The organism is Giesbergeria giesbergeri (assembly GCF_054779375.1).
Map to the genome: position 1 here is coordinate 90,039 of NZ_BAAGYJ010000004.1, position 16,501 is coordinate 106,539.

General features: G+C 58.5%; 8 protein-coding genes. 2 read left to right on the forward strand and 6 right to left on the reverse strand.

The features are described 5' to 3' along the window. Positions 1 to 29: 29 nt before the first annotated feature. The gene (locus ACYVB2_RS09395; protein WP_382432637.1) at positions 30 to 827 is read right to left on the reverse strand and encodes an RNA methyltransferase; all 798 of its coding nucleotides are present in this window, start codon (positions 825 to 827) and stop codon (positions 30 to 32) included. 186 nt (positions 828 to 1,013) lie between these two features. On the opposite strand from ACYVB2_RS09395, the gene ACYVB2_RS09400 reads away from it, so the two are divergent. Further along, positions 1,014 to 1,937 (forward strand): inositol monophosphatase family protein, encoded by a 924-nt coding sequence (locus ACYVB2_RS09400; protein ID WP_382432635.1) that lies wholly within the window; start codon positions 1,014 to 1,016, stop codon positions 1,935 to 1,937. Here ACYVB2_RS09400 and ACYVB2_RS09405 read toward each other — a convergent pair. The 3 genes from ACYVB2_RS09405 to ACYVB2_RS09415 are packed head-to-tail and all read right to left on the reverse strand — an operon-like array spanning position 1,934 to position 9,928. After that, on the reverse strand, positions 1,934 to 3,160 hold the full coding sequence (locus ACYVB2_RS09405) for a response regulator (RefSeq protein WP_382432633.1): 1,227 nt from the start codon (positions 3,158 to 3,160) through the stop codon (positions 1,934 to 1,936). The two genes, ACYVB2_RS09400 and ACYVB2_RS09405, sit on opposite strands and share 4 nt — an antisense overlap. A gap of 40 nt (positions 3,161 to 3,200) precedes the next feature. Next, positions 3,201 to 7,661, reverse strand: a complete 4,461-nt coding sequence (locus ACYVB2_RS09410; RefSeq protein WP_382432631.1) for a response regulator — start codon at positions 7,659 to 7,661, stop codon at positions 3,201 to 3,203. 23 nt (positions 7,662 to 7,684) lie between these two features. Further along, positions 7,685 to 9,928, reverse strand: a complete 2,244-nt coding sequence (locus ACYVB2_RS09415) for a putative bifunctional diguanylate cyclase/phosphodiesterase (RefSeq protein WP_382432629.1) — start codon at positions 9,926 to 9,928, stop codon at positions 7,685 to 7,687. A 228-nt stretch (positions 9,929 to 10,156) separates the two neighbouring features. On the opposite strand from ACYVB2_RS09415, the gene mutS reads away from it, so the two are divergent. Then, positions 10,157 to 12,802: a DNA mismatch repair protein MutS gene (mutS, locus tag ACYVB2_RS09420; RefSeq protein WP_382432627.1), complete on the forward strand. Its 2,646-nt coding sequence runs from the start codon at positions 10,157 to 10,159 to the stop codon at positions 12,800 to 12,802. On the opposite strand, the gene ACYVB2_RS09425 is transcribed toward mutS, so the two are convergent. After that, positions 12,799 to 14,634, reverse strand: coding sequence for a diguanylate cyclase (locus ACYVB2_RS09425; protein WP_382432625.1), 1,836 nt, complete (start codon positions 14,632 to 14,634; stop codon positions 12,799 to 12,801). The genes mutS and ACYVB2_RS09425 overlap by 4 nt on opposite strands. Before the next feature lie 53 nt (positions 14,635 to 14,687). Beyond that, positions 14,688 to 16,316: a peptide chain release factor 3 gene (locus tag ACYVB2_RS09430; RefSeq protein ID WP_382432623.1), complete on the reverse strand. Its 1,629-nt coding sequence runs from the start codon at positions 16,314 to 16,316 to the stop codon at positions 14,688 to 14,690. Between the last annotated feature and the right edge of the window lie 185 nt (positions 16,317 to 16,501).

The window sequence follows — 16,501 nt, forward strand, 5'->3', positions numbered from 1 at the left end:
GTACCGTGCAAGCCAAAGAGCTGGCAAGTTTAGTGCTTTGCTTGTGCTGCTTCGATCATGGCTTTGGCAACACCACGCAGGATGTGGATTTCCTCGGTCTGCAATTGCGCCCGATTAAAAAGCTGGTTGAGCCGGGGCATGAGCTTTTTGGGTGACGCAGGGTCCAAAAAACCCACAGCCAGCAACGCCTGCTCCCAATGTGCCAGCATCCCTGCCACTTGGGCTGCATCGGCCCGGTTTGTGGTGGTAGTGGCCGGTGCTGTGGCAAGCGCAGCAAACCCGCCCAAAGCTTGGCGCCACTCGTAGGCAATTACCTGAATGGCAGCGGCCAAATTGAGCGAGCCAAATTGCGGGTGCGTTGGGATCTGCAAGGCAACATCACAACGGTACACATCTTCATTGGCCATGCCAAAACGCTCACAACCAAACAAAAAGCCCACCCCCGTCTCTGCACTGGTTGGAGCCGTGGCAGCCGCTGTGGCCTCTGCATGGGCCACAGCATGGGTAGACAGGGCGCCTTGCAACAGCAACTCAAAATGCTGGCGCGGGGCGCGCGTGGGCGGGCCAAAATCACGCGGTGTCATGGCAGTGGCGCACAGATGACTCAGGCCATCTAGGGCTTCATCGAGAGTCTCAACGATGCGGGCATTTTTGAGCACATCCAAGGCACCACTGGCCCGCTGGATGGTTTCTTCACGGCGCAACACGTTGGGCCAACGCGGCGCTACCAGCACCAAATCATCAAAGCCCATAGTTTTCATGGCGCGGGCAGCAGCACCTACATTGCCAGCATGGCTGGTCTGGATCAGGATAAAGCGGGTTTTCATGGCAGGCAGAGCAGACCTGGGGCGTCACCCATGCTGCAAACGTTGCAAAGGCACGATGCACGTTGGGGACGGCACAGGTAAAATCAGGGGCCTTATTGTCGCAGCGCGCATCGCCGGGCTGCGTTTTCTTTGTTCTTGGCCTGTGCGCCGCTGTTTTGTCAGTGAGCGCACCAACTCCCACAATTTATGTCGTCTAATCTGCACCCCATGCTCAACGTGGCCATTAAGGCTGCCCGCGCCGCCGGCGCCCTCATCAACCGCGCGGCCTTGGACGTGGAGGCGGTGCGCATTTCGCAAAAGCAGATCAACGACTTTGTGACAGAAGTAGACCACGCCAGCGAACAAGCCATTATTGAGACCCTGCTCACCGCCTATCCTGGTCACGGCATTTTGGCCGAAGAATCGGGCAGCCAATATGGTGCCAAAGACTCCGAGTTTGTCTGGATCATTGATCCACTGGACGGCACCACCAATTTCATCCACGGTTTTCCGGTCTATGCGGTCAGCATTGCCCTGTCGGTGCGCGGCAAAATTGAGCAGGCCGTGGTTTACGACCCCTCGCGCAATGACCTATTCACCGCCACCAAAGGTCGGGGTGCCTACCTGAACGAGCGCCGTATCCGCGTCAGCAAACGCACCCAGCTCAAAGACAGCCTGATCTCTACAGGCTTTCCGTTTCGTCCTGGGGACAACTTTCAAAACTACATGCGCATGATGGCCGATGTCATGCCACGCACGGCAGGGCTGCGCCGCCCCGGTGCTGCAGCTCTGGACTTGGCTTATATCGCCGCTGGTTATTGCGATGGCTTCTTTGAATCTGGCTTGAGCAGTTGGGATGTGGCAGCAGGCTCGTTGTTGGTAACGGAGGCCGGTGGCCTGATCGGCAACTTTACGGGAGAAGCCGACTTCTTGGAGCAGGGCGAATGCCTGGCAGGCAACCCACGCATCTATGGCCAGCTGGTCAGCATTCTGGGTAAGTACAGCAAGTTTGCCAGCGCAGGCGAAAAAGCAGGTTTGCGCCAAACCGATGCGGTGAGCACTGCCACCGCCTCCGACACAGAAACCAGCGCAACGGCCACCCCTCACGAAACGCCAGACGCGCCTTTCTAAACAGGTGTGTTTGCACCAGAGAGCGGATCTGAATGCCTGTGGCTTGCTTGTCGGGGCTGGTTGTTGCGCCCAGTGCGGGCTGCTGGGGTACTGCTCTCGTCGGGGTAATTGCGGGCAATGCGCTGAAAGTCTTGGGCTATGTCAATAAAGGCATCCACCACTTCAGGATCGAATTGCGTTCCTCGGCCCCGAAGCAACATGGTGCAAGCCTGCTCGTGGGTGAACGGTTCTGGTCTATAGATGCGTGGATGCACCAAGGCATCGTAGACATCGGCCAGCGCCATCAGACGCCCCGCTAAAGGGATGTCTTCTCCCACCAACCCTTCCGGATAACCACCACCATCCCAATGCTCGTGGTGGCTATAGGCCATGTCTTTGGCGATGCGCAAAAAGGGTACCCGCATCCCCAAACGCCGCTCAGCCCCTTCGATGGCCCTGCGCCCCAAAGAAGCATGGCGCTGCATGGTACCAAACTCCTCTGCGGTGAGTTTGCCCGGCTTGAGTAAGATGGCATCGGGAACACCAATCTTGCCAATGTCGTGCAGAGGGGCCGACTTGTAAAACAGCTCAATCATGCGCTCATTGAGTTGGGCCTCAAAACGCGGTTGGGTGCGCAGGCGCTCGGCCAAGGCCTTGACATAGAGTTGGGTGCGCCGAATATGGTTGCCGGTTTCATCATCGCGGGTTTCGGCCAGTGAGGTCATCGCCATGATGGTGACGTCCTGAATGGCCTGCACTTCTAATGTGCGCAAGGCTACTTCACGCTCCAAATACGCACTCTTATCACGCAAAAAATCAGCAGTGGCCTTGAGGGCCAGATGGGTCTGCACCCGTGCCAACAAAATGGGAGGGCTGACTGGCTTGGTAATGTAGTCCACCGCTCCCAGGGCAAAGCCCTTGCGTTCGTCTTCTGTATCAGCACGGGCTGTCAGAAAAATGACCGGAATGTCGCATGTGGTTTCTTGGGCCTTGAGTTGGCGGCACACCTCGTAGCCATCCATGCCAGGCATCATGATGTCCAACAACACCAAATCGGGGGCTGGTCGGGCTTGGGCAATTTTTAAGGCCCGCTCTCCATTGGCAGCCACTTTGACGCTGTAACGCTCCTTGAGCAACTCAGCCATGAGTGCCAAGTTGTCTGGCGTATCGTCCACCACCAATACCACGGGCAAGGGCCGCTCGGGCCGTTGCGGTGGCAAAGGGGTGACAGAGGCTGCTTCCATGATCTCTCCTGGTGTGCTGGCGGCTGGTGTGATGGTGACGTCAGGGGGTGGAGCCAATGCCCGATGCAGCACCGGGTTGTACCCCTTGTTCTGGGATTTGCTCCAAAGACAGATAGCTTTGCAGCAAGGTCTGTGCCGTTGAAAAATCAAATTGACGCACCGCACTGAGCAGTTGCGGCCAATTGGTGCCCACACGCTGCGACAAAGCAGCGGCATGGCGGTCTAGATAAGCCAGAGCTGCGGGGTCATCTTGATCCAACAAGGTATAAAGCCGTTGCAGTGCTGCTGCCTCGCTGCCTTGGGCCATGTCGTCTGTGGGCGCAGACTGGCAACGGCTGTGCTGGGCCTGCCAAAGGCTCAATGGCTCGAGAACGGCCCGCAACTGGGTCTGCAAAGAGGCCAACAGCTCGGTCACGCAAGCCTGTGAGGGTGCCACGTCCACATCCAAGGTTTGCTCCAGCTCTGCAGCCGTTTGGCTCAGGGCAGTGGCTCCCAAGGTGGCGGCCAGCCCACGCAAGCTGTGGGCCAGCCGCCGGGCCGTATCATGGTCTCCTTGGGCCAGACTGGTCGCCAAAATTGTCGCTGTATTGGCTTGATGGCTGACAAAGCGGTGTAACAAGTCTGCATACAACGCCCGCCGCCCCAAAGCGTGGCGCAGGCCCAAGGCCATGTCCAGCCCGGCAATCGGTGGGGGCAGCTCTATGTGCTCAGTCGCCCCGATGTGGGGCTGCACCAAGGCTGCGCCACCTGTGGCCCCACGGGGGGCAATCCAATGCTGCAACACCTGCCACAGCCGTTCTGGCTCCATCGGCTTGGACAGGTGCTCGTTCATGCCTGCTTGCAAGCAACGCTGGCGATCTACCTCGAGGGCATTGGCCGTCATGGCAATGATGGGCAAGGTGGCAAAGCGCGGATCTGCCCGCAGCCACCGCGTTGTGTGCAGACCGTCCATGACGGGCATTTGCATATCCATCAGCACCAAATCGTAATGTTGGTGCTGCAAGCAGTCGATGGCCGCTTGCCCATCTCCAGCCACATCCACCTGCGCTCCCGTTTCTTCTAGCAGAGCGCAGGCCACTTCTTGGTTGAGCAGGTTGTCTTCTACCAATAGCACCCTGGCCCCATGCAGTGCCGGAGGTACCAATGCGGCTTCTGAGCGCCAACCCCCACCTGTGCTGCTGGCAAACTTGGCTTGTGGGCTGGCCAGCACTTCGACAATGGTGTCCAACAACATGGAGGCGTTGACGGGCTTGATCAGCACCTGTGCAATGCCACAACTGCTGGCTGAGCGCAGCACATCTTCGCGGCCAAAGGCTGTGACCATAGCAATGCGCGGGGGTTGTGGCAACTCCATGTCTCCCATGCGCCGTGCCAACTCCAACCCATCCATGCCTGGCATTTGCCAATCCAGCAAGACCAAGGAAAAGGCCCGGCCTTGGGCGCTGGCCTGCCACAGCACCACCAATGCTTGGGCACCAGAATGGGTTTGCTCCACAACAAAACCCATCGCCTGCAACATTTCGGCCAACACCGCAGCAGCAGAAGGGTTGTCATCCACCACCAACACCCGGCTGCCACGCAGATCGGGGGGTGGCAGCAGCACCCTGGCGGGGCCACTGCGTTGCACGGGTACGGTGAACCAGAAAGTCGATCCTTCTCCCCACTGGCTTTGTACCCCTACTTGCCCGCCCATCAGTTCTGCCAAGCTCTTGCAAATAGCCAAACCCAGACCCGTCCCCCCATACTTGCGGGTGGTGGAAGCATCGGCCTGCTGAAAACTCTGAAACAGTTGTGGCAACTGTTCGGGGGCCAATCCAATGCCCGTGTCTCGCACCTCAAAGCGCAGCAGCACACGGGCATCACATTCTTCCTGCACCCGCACCGCCACCCCAATCTCGCCACGCTCGGTAAACTTGACGGCATTGTTGGCATAGTTGATCAGTATCTGACCAATGCGCAGCGCATCGCCTACCAGATGGGTGGGCACATCGGGGGCCACATCACAAATCAGTTCCAACCCCTGGGCCGCAGCCTTCTGACCAATCACATCAATGACGCCAGCCAACACCTGATCGAGCACAAAGGGACGGGGGTCAATGCGCAGCTTGCCAGCCTCCACCCGCGAGAAGTCCAGAATGTCGTTCAGGATGCCCATCAAGTGGCGACTGGCCTGCTCAATTTTGCCAATATAGTCGCGTTGACGCTCATTTAGACCCGACTGCAAAGCCAAATGTGACATGCCAATGATGGCATTCATGGGCGTGCGAATTTCGTGGCTCATATTGGCCAAAAAACTAGACTTGAGGGCCACCGACTGTTCGGCCCGCTCCTTGGCCTGTTGCAACTCTTGGGCAGCCCGTTGGCGTTCGGTGATATCAACAAAGACACCGATGACTCCGCCCGGCTGACCATCGGGCTGGGCAAAGCCTTGCAGCCAATACAGCATGTGGTGCAGCTGTCCATCGGCATGGGGAATATCGATCTCGCGGTGTACAGGCGCTTGCATGCAGCCCAAGGCTATCTGGGTGGCCTGCTGGAACTCCTCACGCAGTGCAGACCCAAGGTAATCTAGCTCTAATACCGTGCGCCCCAACAAGTCTTCACGGCGTTGACCAAACGCTTGGGTGTAGGCACGGTTGAGGCCCAAATAACGCCCCTGAGCATCTTTGTAAAACACCGGCATCGGAATGGTGTCAATCAGCACCTGCTGAAACTGCATGGCCGCCTGCATCGCCAACTCAATGCGCCGGGCCTCGCTCACATCCTCAATCACCCACAAAGAGGCCTCTTGGCAGCCTTCCAGCTCCACCCGATGCCCAGACAAGCGGGCCTCAAAATGACTGCCATTGCTGCGGTACAAACGCCAATCGATCCGCACGGGTTGCCCATCCGCCAACAACGGGGCCACCTTGGCCGAAAAAGCCGCTTGCTGCTCCAAATTACCAAAAAAGGCACTGGTACTTTGGCCGATACGCACTGGCCCCAACAAAACGACCAAGGCTGGATTGAATTTGTGCACCACACCGTTGCCCACTACCAGCACCGGTGGGGCATGGTCAAAAATGGCCGTTTGCTCTTGCAAGAGTTCTCGCAGCCGTGCTTCGCTGTGGCGTTTTTCTTGCTGCTCGCCAATACGACGGGTTACATCTTGTTGCAATCCAACCAGCCCCATGCACTTGCCTTGGGCATCCAACACTGGAGAGATGGTGACATCATCGTAGTATTCGGTGCCATCACGACGGCAATTAATAAACTGCCCTGTCCAGATGCGCCCCGCCATGACGGTACTCCACATATCATGGAACGTCTGTGCCGAGGTGCGGCCGCTGGCCAACATAGACGGTTTGCGGCCCCGCACTTCATGCAGCGCATAGCCGGTATTGCGCTCAAATTGCGGATTGACCCACTCAATCACACCACTGGCATCGGTGACAACCACTGCCAGCGGATTGTGCTCCAAAGCTGTGCCCAACAGTTGCACGCGCGCCAACATGGCCGCCATGCGGGCGCGGCTGCGCAGCAAGGCCAATACCAACAACCCCAGCAAAACCAGCAAGACCCAAGCAATCGAACCATAACGCAAGCTGTCGGCGGCAGACATCTGCGGGCTGACATTGTCCAACATGACCAACTGCCAAGGGCCATCGGGATGGCCCCAATCCATACCACGCTGCTGTACCGTATGGGCCTGCCCATCTACCACCACCTCGGTGGCCACAGGTGAAAACGGCAAGGCAGAGGCGACACCATTGTCAAAATGATGACCAAACTGCCCCAAGGCGGCAATGGCGTCAATGCGACTTTGTGTCAGTGGCGGTGCCACGGTATAGATCCACTCGGGCCGTGTGGCCGCAAACACCACGCCTTGGGGTGACAGCAACAGCATGGGATGGCCGGCACGGGCCAACAGTGCATCCAAGGGAGAAAACGCCAACTGCACCACCAACACGCCAGAAACTCGATCAGACTGCGGGCAGTGGGCCGACAGAGGTGCCAACAGATAGAGCTGGCGTTCATGGGTGCTGGGGCTGACGGCGGCTTGTACCTGTATGTCAGGGCCAGCCACCATGGCAAAACGCTGGCGTAAGTGCAGACCAGCCGCAGATAAACGGGTACTAGAAACATCTTGGGCCAACACCTGCCCCTGGGCATCGAGTATGTAGACCGCTTCGGCAGACAGGGCTGTGCGCACTTTGGTTAGCCAAGCGGTAAGGGCTTTTTCGGGCATGGTGGCTGGTTGCTGCACACGCTGTTGCGCCAGTGTGCAAGGCACCTGCCCCCCATTTTTCAGGTGCTCACGCAATACCTGCTGGGCCGCCTGCCCATCCAGTGCCTGCGCCATCAACTCCAGCATCTGCCCCTTGGTGGTTTGGCGCTCATGCAAACGCTGTTCGCGAACCTCCTGCACCGCCAGTGCCGCCCCCAACACCGCCAACAGCAACACCACGACCACACCACGCCAGCCATACAAAGGATGCTGTGGCATGGGATGCTGGAGCATAGGAAACTGAACGTTGGTAAAAGTCAGGGCTGGGCATGGAGCAGTGCCTGCAACGCCTGCGCCGAACCCGGACGGCCAAACAGGTAGCCCTGGAACTGCTCACAACCGTGCAACCGCAAGAATCCCATCTGGCCGGTGGTCTCGACCCCTTCGGCCACGGCTACCAAATCGAGGCTCTGCGCCAATGCCAAGATGGTGCGCACAATTGCGGCGTCATTGGGGTCGGTGAGTACATCGCGCACAAAACTCTGGTCAATCTTGACTTGGTCTAGCGGCAGGCGCTTGAGGTAGCTAAGGCTGGAATAACCAGTACCAAAATCGTCCAGCGCAAAGCCTACGCCCTCATGCTGGAGTTGCTCCATACGATCGATGGTGCATTCCAAATCGCCCAACAGCATGCTTTCGGTCAGCTCCACCTTGAGTCGGCGCGGGTTGGCGCCGGTCTCGGCCAGAATCTCCAGCACCTCGGCCACAAAGCCCGGTTGGCGAAACTGGCGCGCACTCACATTGACAGCCACACTGAGATGGGCAGCCTGCGGATCGTCAGCCCACTCTACCAATTGCAGGCAAGCGGTGCGCAACACATGACGCCCCAGCGGCAAAATCAAGCCGGTTTGTTCAGCCAATGGGATGAAATCGGCCGGGCTGATCATGCCGCGCTCGGGGTGACGCCAGCGTGCCAGTGCCTCGGCGCCCAAAATCTGCCCACGGTGATTGACCACGGGTTGGTATTGCACAAACAGCTCACCACGCTCTAGCCCCAAGCGCAAGTCGGCCTCTAAACTGGAGCGGGCCAACAGCGCCGCCTGCATGGACGGGTCAAACAAGCGTTGGGTATTGCGGCCTGCGGCCTTGGCTTGGTACATAGCCAAATCGGCCCGCTTGAGCAGTTCATCGACGCTGTGGCGCTCATCGCCAAACAGCGTGATACCAATGCTGGGGGTGCTGTAATGCGGTGCTGCGCCCAAGGTGTAGGGCGTATTCAAGGCCCGCAACAATTTTTCGGCCACGGTCTCGGCCTGGGCTGTGGCGGTGCTCACATCAGCACAGAGACCATCGAGCATGACCACAAATTCATCACCGCCAAAACGGGCTACCGTGTCAGCATCGCGCACCACAGCCACGAGGCGCTGTGCCACTTGGGTCAGTAGCAGGTCGCCAATATCGTGGCCCTGGGTGTCATTGAGGTCTTTGAAATTGTCCAGATCAATGAACAGCAAAGCCCCGCGCTGCTGTTTGCGCAAACATACCGCAATCGTATGTTCTAGCCGATTGAGCAACAGACGCCGATTGGGCAACCCGGTCAGGGCATCGTAAAAAGCCAGTCGTTCAATTTCTTCTTCAGCGCGCTTGCGTTCGGTCATGTCCAACGTATAGCCATGCAGCAGCACACTGCCATCAGACTCCATTTGCGGCACGGCACTGGTCATGTGCCAGCGTATCGTGCCATCGTCGGCATGCACTCGGTATTCACTTTGCCACGGTTGCAAGTCGTGTGCCGCACGCTGCAACGTAAGACGCATGCGTTGCAAATCACTGGCATCGACCCTGGCCTCAATTTGGGCCAAATCGTGCATGACGGTCTGGGCCGAGACCCCCAACAGCTCTTGCACGGCATCGCTGATGTACGGAATGCAGGTCGAACCATCAGGACGAATGCGGTACTGGTAAATAAACCCTGGAATGCTGCTGGCAATGCGTTGGATAAAGTCCAGTTGTTCACGCAGTTGTGCTGCCACCTGGTGCCCCTGGGTCACATCCAGCACCACACCCAACTCCATCACGGTGCCCTCTTGGGTTTGGTGCAGACACATGCGCGTGCGCAAACGGCGCACCTGACCGTCGGGACGGCGCCAGCGGTATTCCATATCGCGGCCATCCATGCGGGCGACTGCATCCTGAAAGGCGCTCCAATCGTCGGGCAAGATGCCACTGCGCCCCTGTTGGCAACTGACCCACTCTTGCTCAGGAAAACCCGCCAAATGGCATAACCCCGGAGACCAGTACGAGCCGCTGCTGTGGTCTCCGCGAATACGCCACCAGTAGCCCGCTCGGGCCAAGTCCTCCATCGCCTGAAAGACACGGGCCTGCTCATGCAATTGGCGCTGTGCCTCCTGCAATTGCTGTTGTGTCTGCGCCAACCTTGCGCGCAAGGCGGCAATTTCCACCACTGGGTCTTCCAGTGACATACAGGTTTCGGGCTGCAACGATGGCTCGTTACCCTGGCTGATGACGGGAAATAAGGCTCTGGAGGTAAACGAATTCACGGCGACAGTGCAGCAATGGCGAAGAATCAGACATAGTAAGGTGCAATAGCCATAAGAAAGTAACAGAAAACGGCTTGCCTGACACCATTAGCGTGCCCAATGCCCACGGAATGCACCCCAGTCCGGTCCGAGATGGGGCAGTTCGCTAAGCCCAACAGCGGCAAAATTGCGCTTTGTCTAGCAAACAGTTAGTGCCAAGCAATTTTTTATCTGCGGCATGGATCAGTAATGGATAACAACGACAAACCCATCAAGGCCAAGGCCGGTGAACACCACACCCCCATGATGCAGCAATACCTGAGCCTCAAGGCTGGGTATCCCGACACGCTCTTGTTTTATCGCATGGGTGATTTTTACGAGGTCTTTTATGCCGATGCCGAAAAAGCAGCACGGCTACTGGATATCACCCTGACCCAACGCGGCCAGTCGGCAGGTCAGCCGGTGATGATGGCCGGGGTGCCGTTCCATGCGCTAGAGAACTATTTAGCCCGCCTCATCAAGTTGGGCGAATCGGTTGCCATTTGTGAACAGGTGGGGGATGTAGCTACCAGCAAAGGCCCCGTGGAACGCAAGGTGGTGCGGGTGGTCACCCCCGGCACGCTCACCGATGCCGAATTGCTTTCAGACAAAACCGAAGCCCTGTTGTTGGCTATCCACCAAGGGCCACGCGCCCGTTATGGCTTGGCTTGGATGAGTGTGACGCAAGGCATTGTGCAGTTGGCAGAATGCCACCCGGACGAGCTGGCCGCATGGTTGGTGCGCATTGCCCCCAGCGAGGTGATTTACAGCGCCGGTAGCAACGAGCGTTTTGAGCAGCAATTGTTGCTGCTGCGACAGCGTGGTGCTTTTCAATGCCCCATCAGCCCCAGGCCCGATTGGCAGTTTGACCCCGCTTTGGGGGCACGCCAATTGCTAACGCAACTCGGGGCTGCTGGCCTACACGCTTGGGGCGCACAAGACTTGGCCCAAGCCCATGCGGCAGCTGGTGCCCTGCTGCAATATGCCGAACACACCCAAGGCCGGGCACTGACCCATGTTCACCACATCCAAGTGCAACGCACAGGTGACATGATCGACCTGCCCGCCAGCACACGGCGCAATTTGGAGCTAGTCAAAACCCTGCGTGGCGAAGACGGGCCCACACTGCTGTCCTTGCTCGATACCTGTATGACCGGCATGGGCAGCCGCCTGCTCAAGACTTGGCTGCTGGAGCCTCGGCGCGAGCGCACCGAGGCCCAAGCGCGGCTGGCGGCCACCACGGCGCTGCACAAGCATGGCAATCTCTGGCAAACCTTGCGCAACGCACTAAAAGGTGTGAGCGATGTCGAGCGCATCAGTGCCCGCATCGCACTGCGCCAAGTGCGCCCACGCGAACTGGTGGCGCTGTGCAAAACCTTGCAAAAGCAGGAGCTGCTCGCCCTGCTCCCCCCCGAGGCCGACCCCTACCTCAGCCATATTGCTGCTGATTTGCAAGTGCCACCGGCTTGTGTCACCTTATTGCAAGCGGCGATAGCCGAAGAACCAGCCGCCTTGGTGCGCGATGGTGGCGTCATTGCCAATGGCTTTGATGCCGATTTGGATGAGCTACGCGCCATCCAGAGCAATTGCGATGCTTTTTTGCTCGATTTAGAAAGCCGCGAACGCACCCGCACTGGCATTGCCAATCTGCGCGTGCAGTTCAACAAGGTGCATGGTTTTTATATCGAAGTCACGCAGGGCCAAAGCAGCAAAGTGCCCGACGACTACCGCCGCCGCCAGACGCTCAAAAACGCCGAACGCTTTATCACCCCCGAATTGAAAGCCTTTGAAGACAAGGCTTTGTCGGCACAGGAGCGGGCACTGGCCCGTGAAAAATGGCTGTACGAGCAGGTGCTGGAGCAGTTACAAGGCTATGTGCCAGCACTCACACGCATGGCACGGGCCTTGGCGGCGCTGGACGTGTTGTGCTGCTTGGCCGAACGCGCACTCACACTGAACTGGTGTGTGCCAGAGTTCACCCCCGAGCCCTGTATTGACATTGAAGCGGGCCGTCACCCGGTCGTAGAAGCCCGATTGGCCCAAACCTCGAGCGGCGCTTTTATAGCCAACCACACACGGCTCAACCCCCACACACGCTTGCAAATTATCACCGGCCCCAACATGGGCGGTAAATCGACCTATATGCGCCAAGTGGCACTGATCGTGCTGTTGGCTAGCATGGGCAGCCATGTGCCCGCCAACGCCTGCCGCTTGGGGCCGATTGACGCCATCCACACCCGCATTGGGGCCGCCGATGACTTGGCCAACGCCCAATCGACCTTCATGTTAGAGATGGTGGAGGCAGCGCAAATTTTGCACGCCGCCACACCACACAGCCTGGTGCTGATGGATGAGATTGGCCGAGGCACCAGCACCTTTGATGGATTGGCGCTAGCCAGTGGGATTGCCACCCACTTGCATGACAAGACCAAGGCGCTCACACTGTTTGCCACACATTACTTTGAACTGACCGAACTGCCTGCGCAAGCACGCCATGCCGTCAATTGGCATGTGAGCGCCGCCGAATCCGGCCACGATATTGTGTTTTTGCATGAACTTCAAAGTGGCCCAGCCAGCCGCAGCTATGGCATTCAAGTAGCCAAGCTGGCGGGCATTCCTGCCGCTGTGTTGCACCACGCCCGCCACACCCTCGCGAGCTTGGAAGAGCGTGCCAGCCAACACCAAGCCCAGGTAGATTTGTTTGCTGCACCTCCAGCGGCAGAGCCACCTCCATCCAGCCCCGTAGAGGCGGCACTGGCACAGATACAACCCGATGCCCTAAGCCCCCGAGAGGCTTTGGAGACCCTCTACCAACTCAAGCGGCTGGCCGAGCAGACGGCGGCCCCTTCCTCCTAAAGCGCCACCCCTACCCGATCGCGACCAGCTTCTTTGGCATGGTAGAGCGCCCGATCGGCCGCCTGGAGCAAGGGTTCGGGGCCGTTGCTACCATCGGGCACCGCAATGGCTACGCCAAAGCTGGCCGTGACACAACCTTGGGTATGCAGGGCGTGGGGAATGGCCTCTTGGGCAATGACCAAACGCAGCTTTTCTGCCAGTTGCTGGATGCCATGCAGATCAGTGGCTGGTGCAATCACGGCAAATTCTTCGCCTCCATACCGGGCTACCAAATCGCCAGGACGGCGCACATTGTCCGCCAGTATCTGGGCGACCCGACGCAGACAGTGGTCGCCCTCCACATGACCATAATGGTCGTTGTAGCGTTTGAAATAATCGATATCTATCATGATCAACGCCAATGGCTGGCGGGTGCGTCTGGCCCGAGACCATTCCTCGGCCAACACCTCATCAAAACAGCGTCGATTGGCCAGCCCGGTCAGGCCATCGGTGTGCGATTGGCTAGACAGCTCACGATTGGCAGCCTCTAGTGCCGCCGTGCGCTCGGCCACTTGGCTTTCCAGATTTTGTGTGTAGTTGCGCATCTGCTCGGTCATGAACCCCAGAGCATGGGACAGCGCCCCCACTTCGGCCATCGGGCTATGGATACGAGGCTGAGCACTGTTCCAATCGCCTTGCCCCAATTGTTGTGCCCAATGCCCCAACGCCTCCAAGGGCCGCGCCACCCATTTGCTCACTACCCAAGCCGCCAGCAGGCTGATCAGTACCGACACCATGACCAAACCCACAAAATGCTCCATCAGATTTTCACTGGGGGCATTAAAACGGCTTTGTGGCAAGGCTACGCCAATGCGCAAGGGCGGGCCATCAGGGAGTTGGTATGTCCACCAATCCAACAGGTACGGCTCTCCTTGAATTTGCCGTATCGCCCGCCCCTGTGGCTGGTTTTGGCTGTCCATTGCTTGGGCGGTGCTGCGAATCACTGGGTGTTGGCTATCTGCCGCCCGGATACGGACGGCTTTGCCATTGTCTAAGTGGTAGAGCGGATCGGAGATGGAGGTGGCCAACAAGGCTCCACTGGCGTCCGCCAACAAGGCCACACCGCCCAGCTCACGGGTGATGTCGGCCAACAACTGGCTCAATTGCACCAGCGCGACATCGGCATTCAGCACCCCGATAAAGTGGCCTTCGGCATTGCGCAAGGGAGCCGACATGCCCATGCCCATCGCCTCGTAGGCGCCCTGTTCATCGTGGATGACATAGCGATAGGGCAAATACCATTGCATACCCGCCCTATCCGCTGCTATTTGAAACCAAGGCCGGGTGCGGGCGTCAAAATAGCGATTACCCAAGGCGATGCGCTGGCCGCGCTGGTTGTCGTCGCGGATGCGATAGATAGACATCACGCGCCCCTCGCTCAAGGGTGCATCTAACAGACGCAAGCTCTTGTCTTTTCCCAACGGGGGACGACTGACCGAAAAATACTCCCCTTCGGCATTACCCATCGACAAAAAAGTCAATAGCGGCTCACGACGCAACTGGTGCAAAAAGAATGGCAGCAGGCGCTCTTGATCTTGGGGTTGCAACAATCCGGCACGAAAGAGCTGTACGTTAAACGACAACACCTGCTGTGGCACCGCAAAGAACTGCACCACCTTGTCGTAGATACGCGCGCTGACCTCGCGGGCCAATTGCGTTTGGTATTGCTCGGCAGAGGTTTGTGCCGCCCGGTAGGAGAACCAGCCATGCACCATAAGCAACGGTAGCAACACCAACAACAGCACCGCCAACAACAGCCGTTGCAGGGTAATGCGAAGTGCAGGACGTACCATACTAAAAATATACCTCCTGCGTTGCTGGCCTAGTGGCCCGGTGGCTTATGGGTTTAGCCTGCGCTGCCTAGGCTCAAGCCCGCATGCTCGCGCAGTGGGTGGAAATGAATCTTCGGAAATCGCTCTTGCGCCAAGCGCACATCGTAGGGGCTGGTGCAAAGATAAGCCAGCGTATCTGCAGCATCATGGGCCAAACGCATGGGGTAGGCATCGGTAAAGGCGCGCAAGTCGGTGGGGCTGTCTGCCGTAATCCAACGGGCGCCGGTGTATTGGCAGCTCTCTAGCCGCACATCGCAGTCGTATTCAGCCTTCAGTCGGTGTTGCACTACTTCAAACTGCAATTGACCAATGGCCCCCAACAGCATGTTGCCGCCAGTGTCGGGCTTGAACACCTGAATCGCGCCTTCTTCACCCAACTGCGCCAAGCCCTGCTGCAACTGCTTGGTGCGCAGCGGGTTTTTGAGCACCACGGTCATGAACATTTCTGGTGCAAAGAAGGGCAGGCCAGTAAATTGCAAACTCGCGCCATCGGTAATGGTGTCACCCAACTGCACACCACCGTGGGTGGTGAACCCGATGATGTCGCCCGCATAGGCTTCTTCTACGGCCTCACGGCGCTGGCTCATGAAAGTCACCACGCTGGTGGGGCGCAGCTCTTTGGCGGTGCGTTGCACGCGCAGCTTCATGCCAGGCTGGTAGCGCCCCGAGGCCACGCGCACAAAGGCGATGCGGTCGCGGTGGTTGGCATCCATGTTGGCCTGTACCTTGAAGACTACGCCAGCAAAGCCTTCGTCTTCGGGCTGGATGGTTTTGACCACCGGCTGCTTGTTGACCTGCAAGGTACTGACACGCGGGCCAGGTGATGGAGCCATGTCTACCAGCGCATCGAGCACTTCCATGACACCAAAGTTGTTTACCCCCGAGCCAAAAAACACCGGCGTGAGTTTGCCTGCCAAGAACGCCGCATGATCCCAAGCGGGTGAAGCCCCTACCGCCAGCTCCATGCTCTCCATCGCAGCATCAAACTCGCTGCCAAAGCGGGCGCGCAAGGTGTCTACCTCGGTGAGCGGGATGGCTTCAAAGTCTTGCGGGCGGCGCTCGCTGCCCGACTCAAACACCGTCATGGTCTGGTTGCGCAGGTTGATGATGCCGCCAAATCGTTTGCCTTGGCCCACCGGCCACGTCATAGGGCAGCAAGGCATGCCCAGTTCACGCTCTACTTCGTCCAGAATGTCCAGCGGATCGCGCACCTCGCGGTCCATTTTGTTGACAAAGGTGATGATGGGGGTGTCACGCTGGCGGCACACCTCAATCAGGCGGCGGGTTTGGGATTCGACACCATTGGCCGCGTCAATCACCATCAGGGCCGAATCGACAGCCGTGAGCACACGGTAGGTATCTTCTGAGAAGTCTTTGTGGCCGGGAGTATCGAGCAGGTTAATCACATGCTCACGGTAGAGCATCTGCATCACCGAACTGGCCACCGAGATGCCGCGCTGCTTTTCGATTTCCATCCAGTCGGAGGTGGCATGGCGGCTGGCCTTGCGGCCCTTGACGGCCCCAGCAATCTGGATGGCACCCGAAAACAGCAACAGCTTTTCAGTCAGCGTGGTTTTACCCGCATCGGGGTGAGAAATAATGGCAAAGGTGCGGCGGCGCCGGGTTTCGGGGGCGTAAGACACAGGGGAGCGTTCCAGAACGAGAGGGATAGCGACTGCCAATGCGCAGCGGCCACAGAGAGATACTGTGGGAGGGTGGCCCGTCGGCGCCCAAAGCGCACACCAGGCCGGGTACAAGGCAGCGATTTTACCGGGGCAACTCGCTTGCAGGCAGAGCCGTGATGGTTGGTAGAAAATGGCCCTTTGCA